This window comes from Herbaspirillum lusitanum (genome assembly GCF_046025995.1).
GTDB lineage: Bacteria > Pseudomonadota > Gammaproteobacteria > Burkholderiales > Burkholderiaceae_D > Herbaspirillum > Herbaspirillum lusitanum_A.
Genome location: NZ_JAQQFM010000009.1, coordinates 215,875 through 232,319 on the forward strand (window position 1 = coordinate 215,875; position 16,445 = coordinate 232,319).

11 protein-coding genes and 1 tRNA gene are annotated in these 16,445 nt (G+C 58.8%); 6 read left to right on the forward strand and 6 right to left on the reverse strand.

From position 1 onward, the window contains the following. Nucleotides 1-95 precede the first annotated feature (95 nt). From PQR62_RS20705 to PQR62_RS20730, 6 genes are all read left to right on the forward strand, one after another. Nucleotides 96-431, forward strand: coding sequence for a TFIIB-type zinc ribbon-containing protein (locus PQR62_RS20705; protein ID WP_408159921.1), 336 nt, complete (start codon nt 96-98; stop codon nt 429-431). A gap of 84 nt (nt 432-515) precedes the next feature. Next, nucleotides 516-1,484, forward strand: coding sequence for a TerC family protein (locus PQR62_RS20710; RefSeq protein ID WP_408159922.1), 969 nt, complete (start codon nt 516-518; stop codon nt 1,482-1,484). A gap of 142 nt (nt 1,485-1,626) precedes the next feature. Continuing rightward, entirely contained in the window at nt 1,627-2,361 is a 735-nt protein-coding gene (locus PQR62_RS20715; RefSeq protein WP_408159923.1) for a transposase, read from the forward strand. 181 nt (nt 2,362-2,542) lie between these two features. Further along, a complete protein-coding gene (locus PQR62_RS20720; RefSeq protein WP_408159924.1) occupies nt 2,543-7,219 on the forward strand; it encodes a glutamate synthase-related protein in 4,677 nt (1,558 codons plus the stop codon). A gap of 122 nt (nt 7,220-7,341) precedes the next feature. Next, entirely contained in the window at nt 7,342-8,805 is a 1,464-nt protein-coding gene (locus PQR62_RS20725; RefSeq protein ID WP_408159925.1) for a glutamate synthase subunit beta, read from the forward strand. Between the two features lie 308 nt (nt 8,806-9,113). Beyond that, entirely contained in the window at nt 9,114-10,910 is a 1,797-nt protein-coding gene (locus tag PQR62_RS20730; RefSeq protein WP_408159926.1) for a M61 family metallopeptidase, read from the forward strand. 146 nt (nt 10,911-11,056) lie between these two features. Here PQR62_RS20730 and PQR62_RS20735 read toward each other — a convergent pair whose 3' ends face one another. The 6 genes from PQR62_RS20735 to PQR62_RS20760 form a co-directional block, all read right to left on the reverse strand. After that, nucleotides 11,057-11,665, reverse strand: coding sequence for a 50S ribosomal protein L25/general stress protein Ctc (locus PQR62_RS20735; protein WP_408159966.1), 609 nt, complete (start codon nt 11,663-11,665; stop codon nt 11,057-11,059). 128 nt (nt 11,666-11,793) lie between these two features. Then, nucleotides 11,794-12,744, reverse strand: coding sequence for a ribose-phosphate pyrophosphokinase (locus PQR62_RS20740; protein WP_408159927.1), 951 nt, complete (start codon nt 12,742-12,744; stop codon nt 11,794-11,796). Nucleotides 12,745-12,857: 113 nt separating this feature from the next. Then, nucleotides 12,858-12,934 (reverse strand) — tRNA-Gln (locus tag PQR62_RS20745). Between the two features lie 86 nt (nt 12,935-13,020). After that, nucleotides 13,021-13,890, reverse strand: a complete 870-nt coding sequence (gene ispE / locus PQR62_RS20750) for a 4-(cytidine 5'-diphospho)-2-C-methyl-D-erythritol kinase (protein ID WP_408159967.1) — start codon at nt 13,888-13,890, stop codon at nt 13,021-13,023. A gap of 19 nt (nt 13,891-13,909) precedes the next feature. Continuing rightward, nucleotides 13,910-14,587, reverse strand: a complete 678-nt coding sequence (lolB, locus tag PQR62_RS20755) for a lipoprotein insertase outer membrane protein LolB (protein WP_408159928.1) — start codon at nt 14,585-14,587, stop codon at nt 13,910-13,912. A gap of 21 nt (nt 14,588-14,608) precedes the next feature. Continuing rightward, a complete protein-coding gene (locus PQR62_RS20760; RefSeq protein WP_408159929.1) occupies nt 14,609-16,420 on the reverse strand; it encodes a tetratricopeptide repeat protein in 1,812 nt (603 codons plus the stop codon). Nucleotides 16,421-16,445: the final 25 nt, after the last annotated feature.

Below are 16,445 nucleotides of genomic sequence, written 5' to 3' on the forward strand. Positions count from 1 at the left end.
TATATTCGAATTTTCAAGATGATCGATCTTGGCTAAAGTGGCGATGTTCCGGCGCGCAGTGGTGGCTATGCCGGTGATTTCGACAAGGAGCGATCATGAAATGTCCTGTATGCGCGACGACCGCGTTGGTGATTTCCGAACGACAAGGCATAGAAATCGATTATTGTCCGCAATGTCGCGGGGTGTGGCTGGATCGCGGTGAGCTGGACAAGCTGATCGAGCGTTCTGCTGCCCAGGCTGCCGCGCCGGCGCCACAAGCGGTGCGCCAGGCTGTGCCGCCGCCGGTGCATCAGCACCAGCAACATCAGCAATATCAGCAGCAATCGAACGATTTCGGCCATCACCGACGCGATCAGTATCAGGGGCGCGATCATGATTATCGCGCGCGCAAGAAGAAGGGCTTCCTCGGCGAGATTTTTGATTTCGACTGAGCGGGCAAATTGAAAAGAAGAGCGAATCGCACACATCGGTTCGGCGGCGGAAATGCCGGGAAATAAAGTGAACGGGAGAATCAAGTGAGCAGCATTGAAAGTTTTGCAAGCCTTCCCATGTGGATCGGTTTTATCGTGTTCGTGCTCGGCATGCTGGCGCTCGACATGTTCGCGCTGGGCGGTCGCCATGCGCACCGCGTGAAGCCGAAGGAGGCGCTGAGCTGGTCGCTGATCTGGGTCAGTCTGGCGTTTGCCTTCGCCGGTTTGATGTGGTGGTATCTGGATGCCAACGTCGGACGCGAGATTGCCAATCAGAAGGGCATGGAGTTCTTGTCCGGCTATCTGATTGAGAAGGCGTTGTCGGTCGATAACATCTTCGTGTTTCTGATGATCTTCGGCTACTTCGCCGTACCGCCCGAAATGCAGCGCCGCGTGTTGCTCTACGGCGTGGTTGGCGCCATCGTGATGCGGGCGGTGATGATCATGCTGGGCGCCTGGCTGATCGCGCAGTTCAGCTGGATCCTGTATCTGTTCGGCGCCTTCCTGCTGTTCACCGGCGTCAAGATGCTGATCTTTGCCGACAAGGAAGGTGACCTCGGTCAGAACCCTCTGCTGAAATGGCTGCGCGGACATCTGCGCGTGAGCCATGACTACGACGGCGAAAAATTCTTCACCGTGCAGAACGGTGTGCGCTACATCACGCCCCTGTTGCTGGTGCTGATTCTGATCGAGCTGAGCGATCTGGTGTTTGCGGTGGACAGCATCCCGGCGATCTTCGCCATCACACAGGATCCGTTTATCGTGTTCACTTCGAACATGTTTGCGATCATGGGTTTGCGCGCCCTGTATTTCCTGCTGGCGGATTCGGCTGAGCGTTTCCACCTGCTCAAGTATGGCCTGGCGCTGGTGCTGATCTTCGTGGGCGCCAAGATGCTGATTGCTTACTGGTTCCACGTGCCGGTGCTGTGGTCCCTGGGCATCGTCGGTGTGATCCTGCTGGTGTCGGTGATTCTGAGTCTGGCCTTGTCGAAAGACAAACACAAAGCTGCATAAGCCCAATCTGCAGGTGAACGAAATGAAGGCGGTTGATCGGAAACGGTCAGCCGCCTTTTCTTTTGCTCATTGCCAGCTCGCGTAGAAATTGGGGTCGGAGTCGATTAGAATTCAAGCTCCATTTCTCTCAGCGGCAATTGTCATGGCTCGTCTTCCTCGTCTTGTGGTGCCCGGTCAAGCGCATCACATCATCCAGCGCGGCCACGACGGCTTGCACATCTTTCGCGATGCTGCTGACCATCAGGCTTTCCTCGATTGGCTACGCGACGCCGCCAGGCAGTTCAAGGTGGCCTTGCACGCCTATGTGCTCATGGTCGATCACTTGCATTTGCTGGTCACGCCGGCCGACGAACTAGGGTTGGCACGAATGATGCAATGGGTGGGACGGCATTACGTTCCGTATTTCAATCAAAAGTATGGCCGCAGCGGAACACTGTGGCAGGGGCGATACAAGGCAACCGTGCTGGAGGCAGAGGAATATTTGCTGGATTGCAGCCGCTATATCGAGCTCAATCCGGTGCGCAATGGGCTGACGGCGGCGCCGGGCGACTATCCCTGGTCCAGTTACATGCATCACATTGGCGCAAAACAGGACTCATTGATCACCGATCATTCCTGCTACTGGGCATTGGGCAACACCCCCTTTGACCGGGAACTCAATTACAAAGCCGAGATGGAAGCGGGTCTCGGCAGTCAACGCAGCAACGATATCAGGACAGCAACATTAAAGGGCTGGGCACTGGGCTCCGACGATTTCAAGAACGATCTGATGCGTCAGGTGAACCGTCGCGTCAGTCCGGCAAAGCGTGGCAGGCCAGTCAAAAAAGTAAAAATGCAAAGCACAGATCAGAAAGAGCTAGTTCCGGAAAATAAGTGATCTCTTTAAAAACAGATACTTAGATGCATTTTAAAGATATTTAATTACTCTGTCCCTATTTTAAAATTCCTAAAATCGATGAGGTTTTTAATTTGACTCCGACCCCTTTTATTCTTATTGAACTATTGGGTGCGGTGCACTATTCTTAATGTCCTTACTGTCAAAGTGGTGGAGTACTGATATGCATGCGCAAGGCCTATACGACCCAGCAAATGAACATGACGCCTGCGGCGTCGGATTCATCGCCCATATCAAGGGCAAGAAAACCCATTCCATCGTTGAGCAGGGTTTGCTCATTCTGAAAAATCTGGACCACCGGGGTGCAGTCGGCGCCGACCCGCTGATGGGTGACGGAGCCGGTATCCTGATTCAGATTCCCGATCAGTACTATCGCGAAGAAATGTCCAAGCAGGGCATTGAACTGCCGCCGCCAGGCGAATTCGGCGTCGGCATGGTGTTCCTGCCAAAAGAAAACGCATCGCGCATCGCCTGTGAACAGGAAATCGAGCGCGCAGTCCTGGCTGAAGGCCAGGTCGTGCTCGGCTGGCGCGATGTGCCTATCGACATCGACATGCCGATGTCGCCGACCGTGCGCGAAAAAGAGCCGGTCATCCGTCAGATCTTCATTGGCCGCGGCCCGGACATCATCGTCACCGACGCTCTGGAACGCAAACTGTACGTGATCCGCAAGTCCTCAGGCCACGCGATTCAGGCGCTGAATCTGCTGCACGGCAAGGAATTCTTCGTGCCGTCGATGTCGGCCCGTACCGTGGTCTACAAGGGCCTGCTGCTGGCCGATCAGGTCGGCGTGTATTACAAGGACCTGCAGGATGAGCGCTGTATCTCCGCGCTGGCGCTGGTGCACCAACGCTTCTCCACCAATACTTTCCCGGAATGGCCGCTGGCCCACCCGTACCGCCTGATCGCACACAACGGCGAAATCAACACGGTCAAGGGCAACTTCAACTGGATGCGCGCGCGCGAAGGCGTGATGCAGTCGGCCGTGCTGGGCGACGATCTGAAGAAGCTGTTCCCGCTGATCTATGAAGGCCAGTCCGACACTGCCTGCTTCGACAATGCGCTCGAACTGCTGCTCATGTCCGGCTACCCGCTGCCGCAAGCCATGATGATGATGGTGCCGGAAGCCTGGGAAAACCACACGCTGATGGACGAAAACCGTCGCGCCTTCTACGAATACCACGCCGCAATGATGGAACCGTGGGACGGCCCGGCCGCCATGGCATTCACCGACGGCCGTCACATCGGCGGCACGCTGGACCGCAACGGACTGCGTCCGGCGCGTTACATCGTGACCGATGACGATCTGGTGGTGATGGCTTCCGAATCCGGCGTGCTGCCGATTCCCGAATCCAAGATCATCCAGAAATGGCGCCTGCAACCGGGCAAGATGTTCCTGATCGATCTGGATGCCGGCCGCATCATCGACGACAAGGAACTGAAAGACACCTACGCCAACGCCAAGCCCTACAAGCAGTGGATCGCTTCGGTGCGCGTCAAGCTGGACGAGCTGAAGGCCGAACCGAATCAGTCCAGCTCGCCGCTGTCGCTGCTGGATCTGCAACAGGCCTTCGGCTACACCCAGGAAGACGTCAAGTTCCTAATGGCGCCGATGGCCGCCGCCGGCGAAGAAGCGATCGGTTCCATGGGCAATGACTCGCCGCTGGCCGTCATGTCCAACAAGAACAAGACGCTATACAACTACTTCCGGCAATTGTTCGCGCAAGTGACCAATCCGCCGATCGACCCGATCCGCGAAGCGATGGTGATGTCGCTGGTGTCCTTTATCGGCCCCAAGCCGAATCTGCTGGACACCAACAACATCAACCCGCCGATGCGCCTCGAAGTGTCGCAGCCGGTGCTGAACTATGCCGACATCGCCAAGCTGCGCAATATCGGCGCGCACACCGGCGGCAAGTTCAAGTCCTATGAACTGAACATCTGCTACCCGGTCAGCTGGGGCAAGGAAGGCATTGAAGCACGGCTGGCATCGCTGTGCGCCAAGGCGGTGGATGCGGTCAAGTCCGGCCACAACATCCTGATCGTGTCGGACCGCAAGGTCGATCCTGAACAACTGGCGATCCCGGCGCTGCTGGCCACCTCGGCGATTCACCAGCATCTGGTGAGCAAGGGCCTGCGCACTTCCACCGGTCTGGTCGTCGAAACCGGCTCGGCGCGCGAAACGCATCACTTTGCATTGCTGGCCGGTTACGGCGCCGAAGCCATCCACCCTTTCCTGGCGATGGATACGCTGTCGGCCATGGCCAAGGATTTGCCGGGCGAGCTGTCGGCCGACAAGGCCATCTACAACTTCCAGAAAGCGATCGGCAAGGGCTTGCTGAAGGTGATGTCGAAGATGGGCATCTCCACTTACATGTCCTACTGCGGCGCGCAGATCTTCGAAGCTATCGGTCTGAACAAGGCGCTGGTCGACAAGTATTTCAAGGGCACCGCCTCCAACGTCGAAGGCATAGGCGTGTTCGAAGTGGCGGAAGAAGCGCTGCGTCTGCACACGGCCGCATTCGGCAGCGATCCGGTGCTGGCCAATGCGCTCGACGCCGGCGGCGAATACGCATTCCGTATCCGCGGCGAAGAACACATGTGGACCCCGGACGCGATCGCCAAGCTGCAGCATTCGACCCGTTCCAACAGCTTCAACAGCTACAAGGAATACGCGCAGATCATCAACGATCAGTCCAAGCGTCACATGACCCTGCGCGGTCTGTTCGAATTCAAGATCGATCCATCCAAGGCGATCGCCATCGATGAAGTCGAACCGGCCAAGGATATCGTCAAGCGTTTTGCTACCGGCGCCATGTCGCTGGGCTCGATCTCGACCGAAGCGCACGCCACGCTGGCGATTGCGATGAATCGTATCGGCGGAAAATCGAACACCGGCGAAGGCGGCGAAGACGTCAATCGCTATCGCAATGAACTGAAGGGCATTCCGATCAAGCAGGGCGCAACCCTGGCGTCGGAAATCGGCAAGGACGTGATCGAGGTCGACATTCCGCTGCAGGCGGGCGACTCGCTGCGTTCGCGCATCAAGCAGGTGGCGTCCGGCCGTTTCGGCGTGTCGGCTGAATACCTGATTTCCGCCGATCAGATCCAGATCAAGATGGCGCAGGGCGCCAAGCCGGGCGAAGGCGGTCAACTGCCGGGCCACAAGGTGTCCGAATACATCGCCAAGCTGCGTGTGTCGGTGCCGGGCGTGGGCCTGATTTCGCCGCCGCCGCACCACGACATTTATTCGATCGAAGATCTGGCGCAACTGATCCACGATCTGAAGAACGTCAATCCGCGCGCATCGATCTCGGTCAAGCTGGTGTCGGAAGTCGGCGTCGGCACGGTGGCGGCAGGCGTGGCCAAGGCCAAGTCGGATCACGTGGTGATCGCCGGCCATGACGGCGGCACCGGCGCTTCGCCGCTGTCCTCGATCAAGCATGCCGGTTCGCCGTGGGAACTGGGTCTGGCTGAAACGCAGCAGACGCTGGTGCTGAACGGTCTGCGCAATCGTATCCGCGTGCAGGCCGACGGTCAGATGAAGACCGGCCGCGACGTCGTCATCGGCGCGCTGCTGGGCGCCGATGAATTCGGTTTTGCCACCGCACCGCTGGTGGTCGAAGGCTGCATCATGATGCGCAAATGCCATCTGAACACTTGCCCGGTCGGCGTTGCGACGCAAGATCCTGTGCTGCGTTCCAAGTTCTCCGGCAAGCCGGAACACGTGGTCAATTTCTTCTTCTTCATCGCTGAAGAAGTGCGCCAGATCATGGCGCAACTGGGCATCCGCACCTTCAACGAACTGATCGGCCGCGCCGATCTGCTGGACCGTTCGAAGGCGATTGCACACTGGAAGGCCAAGGGTCTGGACTTCACCCGCATCTTCCATCAGCCGGAATCGAACACGCCGTATTTCCACACCGAAGAGCAGGATCACGGTCTGGACAAGGCGCTCGATCACAAGCTGATCGCACAGGCGCGCATCGCGCTGGACAAGGGCGAGAAGGTTTCCTTCATCACGCCGATCAAGAACCTGAACCGCACCGTCGGCGCCATGCTGTCGGGCGAAGTGGCCAAGCGTTACGGCCACGAAGGCCTGCCGGACGACACTATCCACGTTCAGCTGCAAGGTACGGCTGGCCAGTCGGCCGGCGCCTTCCTGGCACACGGCATCACGCTGGATCTGGTCGGCGAAGGCAACGACTACGTCGGCAAGGGCTTGTCGGGCGGCCGCATCATCGTGCGTCCGAACACCGAGTTCCGTGGCCGTGCAGTGGACAACATGATCTCCGGCAACACCGTGCTGTACGGTGCGATCTCCGGTGAAGCCTTCATCAACGGCGTGGCGGGCGAGCGCTTCGCGGTGCGTAACTCCGGCGCGATTGCCGTGGTGGAAGGCACCGGCGATCACGGTTGCGAATACATGACCGGCGGCACCGTGGTGGTACTGGGCGGCACCGGCCGCAACTTTGCAGCCGGCATGTCGGGCGGCATCGCCTATGTCTACGATCCGGATGCCGACTTCGCCAGCAAGTGCAATACCTCGATGGTGGCACTGGAAAAGGTGTTGTCTGATTCGGAGCAGGAAGCCGGCGTCGCTCGCGACATCTGGCACAGCCTGCAACGCGGCGGCAAGGGCGATACCGACGAAGCCATCCTGCGCGGCTTGATTGAACGGCATTTCAAGTACACCGGCAGTACGCGTGCGCGCTATCTGCTGGATAACTGGGCCGCCTCGCGCGCCAAGTTTGTGAAGGTCTTCCCGACCGAATACAAACGTGCGCTGGCCGAGCTGAATGCAGCTTCTGAAGCCGCCAAGGACAAAGTTGCGGCCTGATCCGCAACCAGTTCTGCATCGACGATCAATCAAGACGCCTGACGGGCGACACCTGAAACTGCAAGGTCAGAAAATTCAGCAAGGCGTCCGTCGCCATCCTTAGCGAAGAATGTGAGTGGAAAATGGGTAAAGCAACCGGTTTTATGGAGTTCCAGCGCCTGAAAGAGGCGAGCGAAGCGCCGCAGTCGCGCATGAAGCACTACAAAGAGTTCGTCCTGCATCTGAACGACGCCGACGCCAAGACGCAAGGCGCGCGCTGCATGGATTGCGGTATTCCGTTCTGCAACAACGGCTGCCCGGTCAACAACATCATTCCCGACTGGAATGACCTGGTCTATCGCGGCAACTACAAGGAAGCGCTGGACGTACTGCACTCGACCAACAACTTCCCCGAGTTCACCGGCCGCATCTGCCCGGCGCCCTGCGAAGCCGCATGCACGCTGGGCATCAACAATGACGCCGTGGGCATCAAGTCGATCGAGCATTTCATCATCGACAAGGGCTGGGAAAACGGCTGGGTGGTACCGCAACCTGCCGCCATCAAGACCGGCAAGAAGGTCGCCGTGGTCGGGTCCGGCCCTGCCGGCCTGGCGACGGCGCAACAACTGGCGCGCGCCGGTCACGACGTTACCGTGTTCGAAAAGAGCGATCGTCTGGGCGGCTTGCTGCGTTACGGCATTCCCGACTTCAAGATGGAAAAGTCGCACATTGATCTGCGCGTGGAACAGATGAAGGCAGAAGGCGTGAACTTCCGCACCAGCGTATTCGTCGGTACCGATTTCCCGTCCAACGTCAACAACTGGGCCAAGGAAACCGTATCGCCTGAAGAGCTCAAGAAAGAATTCGACGCCGTGGTCATCGCCGGCGGCGCCGAGCAGCCGCGCGATCTGCCGGTGCCGGGCCGTGAGCTGAAGGGTGTGCATTTCGCCATGGATTTCCTGCCGCTGCAAAACAAGGTCAACGCCGGCGACAAGCTGAAGAGCCAGATCATGGCCACCGGCAAGCACGTGGTCGTGATCGGCGGCGGCGATACCGGCTCCGACTGCGTCGGTACGTCGAACCGTCATGGCGCCGAGTCGGTGGCGCAGTTCGAACTGATGCCGCAACCGCCGGAAACCGAAAACAAGCCCATGGTCTGGCCTTACTGGCCGACCAAGCTGCGCACTTCTTCCTCGCATGAGGAAGGCTGCAGCCGCGACTGGGCGGTCGCCACCAAGCGCCTGGAAGGCAAGAACGGCAAGGTCGAAAAGCTGATCGCTGCGCGCGTCGAATGGAAGGACGGCAAGATGCAGGAAGTGCCGGGCTCGGAATTCGAGATGAAGGCAGATCTGGTCTTGCTGGCGATGGGTTTCGTGTCGCCGGTGCAGCAGGTGCTGGACGCTTTCGGCGTCGACAAGGATCAGCGCGGCAACGCCAAGGCCACGACTGACGGCGATGGCTGCTACAAGACCTCGGTCGACAAGGTATTTGCCGCAGGCGACATGCGTCGCGGCCAGTCGCTGGTGGTGTGGGCGATCCGTGAAGGACGCCAGTGCGCACGCGCGGTAGATGAATATCTGATGGGTGCTTCGCTGCTGCCACGTTAATGGATCGCCCGGCGATGGCTTGCAAGCCATCGCAGCGCTCGCCGGACGAAACAGACGCAGGTCTGTTTCGTTGATCCGGCTCCCGTCCGTGAAGGACGCCAGTGCGCACGCGCAGTCGACGAGTATCTGAAGGGTGCATCGCTGTTGCCACGCTAACTAAGCATCAAGCTGCGCGCTGATTTCGAATCGGACGCCAGCCGCAAAGTCTTCATTTGACCTTACAGCCGGACAGACCACAATCTGTCCGGTTTTTTTATTGGCGCGCTCAAGTAAAATGCGGAGGTCACCCTTCAGGCACACAGACCGATATGGCTACTCCGATCCGCTACAGCATTACCTCCCACGACCCCGCTTCCCATCTTTACGATGTCACCGTCACGGTGGATACGCCGGCGCCGGAGGGCCAGATATTTTCCTTGCCGGCCTGGATTCCCGGCAGCTACATGATCCGGGAGTTCGGCAAGAACATCGTGCAGATCCGCGCCAGCGCCAATGGCCGCAAGCTGTCGCTGAAAAAGCTGGACAAGCACACCTGGCAGGCCGTGCCATGCACGGGCGCGCTGACGCTGAGTTATCAGGTCTACGCCTGGGATTTGTCGGTACGCACCGCGCATCTGGATCAGACCCATGGCTTTTTCAACGGCACCAGCGTCTTTCTGTGCGTGCACGGTCATGAGCAGGCGCCGCATGTGGTCGATATTCAAAAGCCCAAGGGCGATGAATTCAAGCGCTGGCGTGTCGCCACCGCCTTGCCCGAGCTGAAAGCCAAGCGCTACGGTTTCGGCACCTATGTCGCGGGCGACTACGACGAACTGATCGATCACCCGGTCGAACTGGGTGCGTTTGCACTGGTCACCTTTACCGCGCATGGCGTGCCGCATGACTTTGTGATCACCGGCCAGGTGCCCAATCTCGATCTGGCGCGTCTGAGCAACGATCTGAAAAAGGTCTGCGAAGCGCAGATTGCTTTCTTCGAGCCCAAGACCAAACGTGCACCGATGTCGCGCTATGTGTTCATGACGCTGGCGGTCGGCGATGGTTACGGCGGTCTGGAACATCGCGCCTCGACGGCCCTGATCTGCGCGCGCAGCGATCTGCCGGTGAAGGGCAAGGACGAGCAGACCGACGGCTACCGCACTTATCTCGGCCTGTGCAGCCACGAATATTTTCACACCTGGAACGTCAAGCGCATCAAGCCGGCGGTGTTCGCGCCCTACGATTTGCGCGAAGAAAATTACACCTCGCTGCTGTGGCTGTTCGAGGGTTTCACCAGCTATTACGACGATCTGTTCCTGGTGCGTACCGGCCTGATCGACACCGGCACTTATCTGAAGATGCTGGCCAAGACCGTCAACGGCGTCTTGCGCGGCAGCGGCCGCCGCAAGCAAAGCGTGGCCGAGTCCAGCTTCGATGCCTGGGTCAAATATTATCGCCAGGATGAAAACGCGCCGAACGCCATCGTCAGCTATTACACCAAGGGTTCGCTGGTGGCGCTGGGGCTGGATCTGACCATCCGGAGCGAAAGCAAGGGCAAGCGCTCGCTGGATGATGTGATGCGCGTCTTGTGGCAGGAATTCGGTCGCGACTTTTATACAGCGAGCGGCGGCAAGGGCGTCGGCGAAGATGAGATTCTGGGATTGATGGAGCGCGTTTCCGGCGTCAGTCTCAAGCGCTATGTCGAACGCTACATTCTGGGTACGGAAGATGTGCCGCTGCAGACTTTGCTGGCGCCCTTCGGCGTTGCCTACGCCGATGACGATGCTGCGGCGAAACCGGCCTTCGGCGTGCGCGTGACGCGCGACAACGGCGACGCCAAGCTGGCCAGCGTGTATGAAGGCGGGCCGGCACACATCGCCGGCATGTCGGCCGGCGACAAGCTGGTGGCGCTCGACGGCCTGCGCGTTCCGCCGACCGGCGTGGATGGTTTGCTGGCGCGCTATCGTGTGAATGACACGGTGCGCGTGCATGCCTTCCGGCGTGATGAACTGATGGAGTTTTCGGTCAAGCTGAAAGCCGACTCGGCGCCGCAGGTCAGACTGAATGCCATCGGCAAGCCGGTGGCGGTGGTGCGTCAACGCGAAGCCTGGCTGAAGCTGGAGAAATAAAGTCCTGTCGTGGCGAGGCAGCAGATATCGAATCTGCTTGCCTCGTTTTGTTTTGCATGGCGATGTTGGTCGCGCCATCCGCGCTGACTAAAACGCAGACATGAAAAAACCCGCCGAAGCGGGTTTTTTTACATGCAAGCCTGATATTACTTGGCTTCTGGTGTTTCGCCTGCAGCAGCTTCGCCTGCAGCTTCAACCTTGCCGGCTGGCACGCTTGCAGTAGCGATGGTCAGGTTTTCCTGGCTCACGGCATTCACGCCGTTTGGCAGCTTCAGGTCAGCCAGGTGGATCGATTGGCCGATTTCCAGCTTGGCCAGATCAACTTCCACGAACTCAGGCAGATCCTTAGGCAGGCAGGACACGTCCAGTTCCGACTGCACGTGGCTGATGATACCGGCCGACAGCTTCACTGCTGGCGAGATTTCAGCGTTGATGAAGTGCAGAGGCACCTTGGTGTGCAGCTTTTGCGATGCATCGACGCGTTGGAAGTCAACGTGCAGAACCAGTTGCTTGTACGCGTGGACTTGGAAGTCGCGCAGCAGAACTTGCTCAACCTTGCCTTCGATTTCCAGATCCAGGATCGAGGAGTGGAAGGTTTCTTTCTTCAACGCGTGGTACAGCGCGTTGTGATCGAGAGCGATGTTGACCGGTGCGCTGGTGCCGCCGTAGACGATGCCAGGTGTTTGGCCAGCAATACGCAGGCGGCGGCTCGCTCCGGTCCCCTGCAATGTGCGTGGAAATGCGATAACTTTCATTTGAAACTCCAATGTTTGCAAAACGCGTCAGCTGTGCCGACGTTGGCCTTGCTTGATATATATTCCCCGCGACCAGGGAATATTAAAAAACCTCGCCGCAGTGTTCTGCGGCGAGGCGAATTCGAATCTTACTCAGCGAACAGCGACATGACCGAGTCGCCCTTGGTGATCCGCTTGAAGGTTTCGGCCAGCAGATCGGCGCAGGTCAGCTGGCGCACCTTGGTGCAGGCGCGCGCTGCCGGCGACAGTGGAATTGTGTCGGTGACGACCAGTTCATCCAGCGGCGAATTGCTGATGCGGTCGATGGCCGGGCCGGACAGCACGGCGTGCGTACAGTAAGCCACCACCTTCTTGGCGCCGCGTTCCTTCAATACTTCAGCAGCCTTGGTCAGGGTGCCGGCGGTGTCGACCATGTCATCCATGATCACGCAGTTGCGGCCTTCGACTTCACCGATGATGTTCATCACTTCCGAGACATTGGCCTTCGGACGACGTTTGTCGATGATCGCCAGATCGCAACCCAGGCGCTTGGCCAGTGCGCGTGCGCGCACCACGCCGCCGACGTCCGGCGAAACCACCAGCAGGTCGTCGTAGCTCTTGTTGACCAGATCGCCCAGCAGAATCGGCGATGCATAGATGTTGTCGACCGGAATGTCGAAGAAGCCTTGAATCTGATCCGCGTGCAGATCCATGATCAGGACGCGTTCGACGCCGGCTTCCTGCAACATGTTGGCCACCACCTTGGCCGAGATCGCAACACGCGCCGAGCGTGGGCGGCGATCCTGGCGGGCGTAACCGAAATAGGGGATAGCTGCGGTAATGCGACCGGCCGATGCGCGCTTCAATGCATCGACCATGATCATGATTTCCATCAGGTTGTCATTGGTCGGGGCGCAGGTCGACTGCAGCACGAAAACGTCTTTGCCGCGAACGTTTTCATTGATTTCGACCATGACTTCGCCATCCGAGAATTTGGAGACGTTAGCCTTGCCCAGGGGGATACCTAATTTATCGGCGACACCGCGTGCCAATTCCGGATTGGCGTTGCCGGTAAAAACCATCAGGTTCTCGTATGCCATGTGGGTATCCCTGAATGCTATCGTTAAAAAGTCGAAAAGCCGACAATGCTTGACTGTTCAGTCTCACATTGGCGGCTTGTTTTTTCTATCGGACGATGTGGTCCAAGTATTAATGGCAGGGGAACAAGGAGTCGAACCTTGGAATGCTGGAATCAAAATCCAGTGCCTTAACCAACTTGGCGATTCCCCTACACAATCTGCTGCCTGCCGTTTCTTGCTGCGCGTGGATCGTGGATCATCACTGCTGCAGCATTTCTTCGTCAGACCAATTCTTGGTTACGCACTTGTCAAATGGGCGAGAGGATGTTCCTGCATCGCTTTGGCTTTCCAGCTTTTCCAGCGCGAAGGCATCTGTTTCAGCACTTCGTCTGCCTCGTCTTCTTGCTTGAATGCACAAAAAACACAGGCGCCGGATCCGGTCATTCTGGCATTTCCGAATTTGCTCAGCCATTTGACGGCTTCTGCAATTTCCGGGAAATGTCTGGTTGCCACCATTTCCAAGTCGTTTCTTCCGAAGCCCGAATCAATTTGATTTGTGGCATCAGGAAAGTCCGTTATTCTGACGACTTTGGAATCTCTTGTCAATTGGTTGGATGAAAAAATTATCGAAGTAGGTACAAAAACACCAGGTTCGATCACCACGAACCAGCAATTCGCTGTTTCCAGCGGGCTCAGCGTCTCGCCGACACCTTCGGCGAAGGCATTTCGGCCGAATAAAAAGAAGGGGATGTCCGCACCCAGTTGCAGACCAAGCTCCATCAGACGGCTACGGCTCATGCCGGTCTGCCATAAATGATTGAGCACCAGAAAGGTGGTGGCGGCGTCGGAAGAGCCGCCGCCGAGTCCGCCGCCCATGGGCAGATTCTTGTTCACGCTGATGTCGGCGCCCAGTTCGGGGCGACCCGCCGCTTCACGCAGCAGCCTGGCCGCGCGTATCACCAGATCGGTTTCGGCCGGCACGCCGGTGACATCGTTGGTGCGCAGTATCTGGCCGTCATCGCGCACGCGGAAATCCAGCGTGTCGCAACGATCGATCAATTGAAATGCCGATTGCAGCAGGTGATAGCCATCGGCGCGACGGCCGGTGACGTGCAGGAACAGATTCAGCTTGGCCGGAGCCGGGCAGGCGAGCATTGAGGCAGACATGAATGGGGTCAAAACGTGATCAGGGAGTTTTCCAGCTATCGATGACGATGCGGATGGAGACTGGTCCGGCTTGCGCGGTGTCGCGCGCCAGATCGATGCGTTTCGGACGACTCTGACCGTCAATCGCTTCCCAGTTGGAGTAAGTCAGGCGCCAGCCATCGCGGGTAGTGAAGCTGGAGCCGGCTTCGCCGGGCACTGCCTGAAAAGGCTTGCCGACGGCATCGGTGCCGAAGCCTTGCAGCCAGTGGCGCAAGCCGGAAACCGGCAGCGGCCAGCCCAGCGTTTCGGCCGTCAGCGTATCGACATCGGCCGCCATACGCGGCGCCTGGCCGGATTGCATCAGCGTCGCCATACCGGGTTTGACGTCAATGGTCGCCATGGTCTGGCCCAGCGGCGACAACAATTCCAGCGAAGTCTGTTGCGCGCTCTGAGCCCAGATGAAGCTGCCATGCAGGGCTTGCGGCTGATTGTTTTGCTCGTACTGCACCGAGAGGCGCCCGTTCAGGTCAAGTTTTTCCTGATAGCTGCGGGTAGTCAAGGGCGTGGCCTTGTCCATGCTATCCGGCGCGCCGGACATGCCGGCGCAACCGGCCAGCAATGCGCTGGCAGCCAGCAAACAGGAAAGTGCCGCAGCGCGGCCGCCAGCCGCCGCGCTGCGATCGAAGGAAAACCACGCCATCTTCATCAACTGTTTCATCAAACCGGATTTCAGCAACGTTTACAACTGGATGTTGAGGCGCAGCAGCGTGCTCTTCAGCATATCGTTCTGCGGATCCTTGGCGCGGACTTCGCGCCATACCTTGCGCGCTTCGTCCTGCTTGCCTTGCGCCCACAGCACTTCGCCCAGATGGATGCCGATTTCAGGATCGGGACGCAGGCCGTAAGCCTTGCGCATCTGCGTCTCGGCATCGCTCAGCTTGCCCATACGGTATTGCACCCAGCCCAGGCTGTCGGCGATGAAAGCATCTTCCGGCGCCATGTCGGCCGCTTTCTGAATCAGGCTCAGTGCTTCCGGCAGGCGTACATTACGATCCGCCAGTGAATAGCCGAGCGCGTTGTAGGCGTGCTGATTGCCCGGCGCCAGCTTCATTACCCGGCGCAGCGAGTTCTCCATTTCGGTGTAGTCGCTGAGTTTTTCCGCGACCATCGCGTAGTCGTACAGCAGGTCAGTATTGTTGGGGAAACGTTCCAGCGCCTTTTTCAGTACTTCGGAGGCTTCCTTCGAGCGGTTGCTGTCGCGCAGCAGTACCGATTCGGCCTGCAGCAGCTGCAGCTGTTCGCCATCCGTACCGGCTTCGCCTTGCGCCAGCTCAAGCGCAGTGCGTGCGCCGTCGACGTCGCCGCGTTGCACCAGCAATTGGGCGCGGCGAATCTGTACGTTGACGTAACCGTCATTGCCCGGCTCGACCACGTCAAGATATTTCAGCGCGGCATCCGGATCCTTGCGTTCTTCGGCGATGCGCGAGAGCAGCAGCGCGGCCTGCGAAGGATCGCGGTCATCTTCCGGTTGCGCCGCCAATATCTTCAGATAGCGTTGCAGATAATTTTCAGCGTCCTTCAACTGATCGGTCTGTGCGCTCAGCACGCCCAGCGCGAACAGCGTGGTCGGATCTTCACCGTCTTCCTTCAGCAGCGCCTCAAACTGGGCGCGCGCATCCTTGTATTGCTTCTGCTCGACCAGGCCGCGGGCGTAGGCGATGCGCACTTCACGCGAATTCGGATAGCGTTTGACGAAATCCGCTACCAGCTTCATTGCATCCTTGGCATCCGGCGTGACTTGCGCCAGCGTCAGAATCGCCAGTTCGGAGTCGGGCTTGATCTTCAGTGCAGCGCGCGCTTCGCGTTGCGCATAGTCGTTGTCGCCGATGCTGAAGGCGCCTTGCGCCAGGGCCAGATGGCTTTCCATCAGCTCGGGATAGGGTTGCGCGACCTTTTGCAGAATGTTGAAGCTGGCATTCTTGTCTTTGGCGCGCGCCAGCAAACGTTGAATTTGCAGCAGCATCGGCCCGCGCGCTTGCGGTGCTGCGTCGGCCAGGCGTTGCGTCAGCAGCGGCTCGATTTCATCGACGCTGTCGCTGAGCATGATCAGGCCCAGATAATTTTGCAGGGCTTCGTCGGAGTGCGGCGCCAGTTCAGTCCACAGGCGCACTGCGACCAGGGCTTCGGGCGCCTGGCGCGCGGCAATCGCGATTTCGGCCGCGCGCTTGGCCAGGCGCGGATCGCGGGTCTGCTGTGCAGCGCCCAGAATCGTCACATAAGCGGCTTGCCACTGGCCGCGCTGAAAGGCGATTTCGGCGCTCAGCACCTTGAACAACACTTCTTCGTTCAACTCCACCGCCGGCAGCGGATCATCTTGCTGCTGGACCTTGGCCTTGGGCGTTTTCTTGCGCGCATTGGCCGCTGTAGTCTTGGCGGGCGCGCTCTTGTTGTCCTGCGCAGCTTCGGCAGCCATCTTGTCGTTGGCCTGCTGGAAACTGGCGCAAGCCGACAGCAGCAGCGAACTCGTTAAAATGGCGAGAGTTTTTTTCAAGGCGTGATCCTGAGTTTTCGGGAGT

Coding starts and splice junctions, on each gene's coding strand:
- PQR62_RS20705 (WP_408159921.1), top strand. CDS start 96: ATGAAATGTCCTGTATGCGCGACGACCGCGTTGGTGATTTCCGAACGA.
- PQR62_RS20715 (WP_408159923.1), top strand. CDS start 1,627: ATGGCTCGTCTTCCTCGTCTTGTGGTGCCCGGTCAAGCGCATCACATC.
- PQR62_RS20720 (WP_408159924.1), top strand. CDS start 2,543: ATGCATGCGCAAGGCCTATACGACCCAGCAAATGAACATGACGCCTGC.
- PQR62_RS20725 (WP_408159925.1), top strand. CDS start 7,342: ATGGGTAAAGCAACCGGTTTTATGGAGTTCCAGCGCCTGAAAGAGGCG.
- PQR62_RS20730 (WP_408159926.1), top strand. CDS start 9,114: ATGGCTACTCCGATCCGCTACAGCATTACCTCCCACGACCCCGCTTCC.
- PQR62_RS20735 (WP_408159966.1), bottom strand. CDS start 11,665: ATGAAAGTTATCGCATTTCCACGCACATTGCAGGGGACCGGAGCGAGC.
- PQR62_RS20740 (WP_408159927.1), bottom strand. CDS start 12,744: ATGGCATACGAGAACCTGATGGTTTTTACCGGCAACGCCAATCCGGAA.
- ispE (WP_408159967.1), bottom strand. CDS start 13,890: ATGTCTGCCTCAATGCTCGCCTGCCCGGCTCCGGCCAAGCTGAATCTG.
- lolB (WP_408159928.1), bottom strand. CDS start 14,587: ATGAAACAGTTGATGAAGATGGCGTGGTTTTCCTTCGATCGCAGCGCG.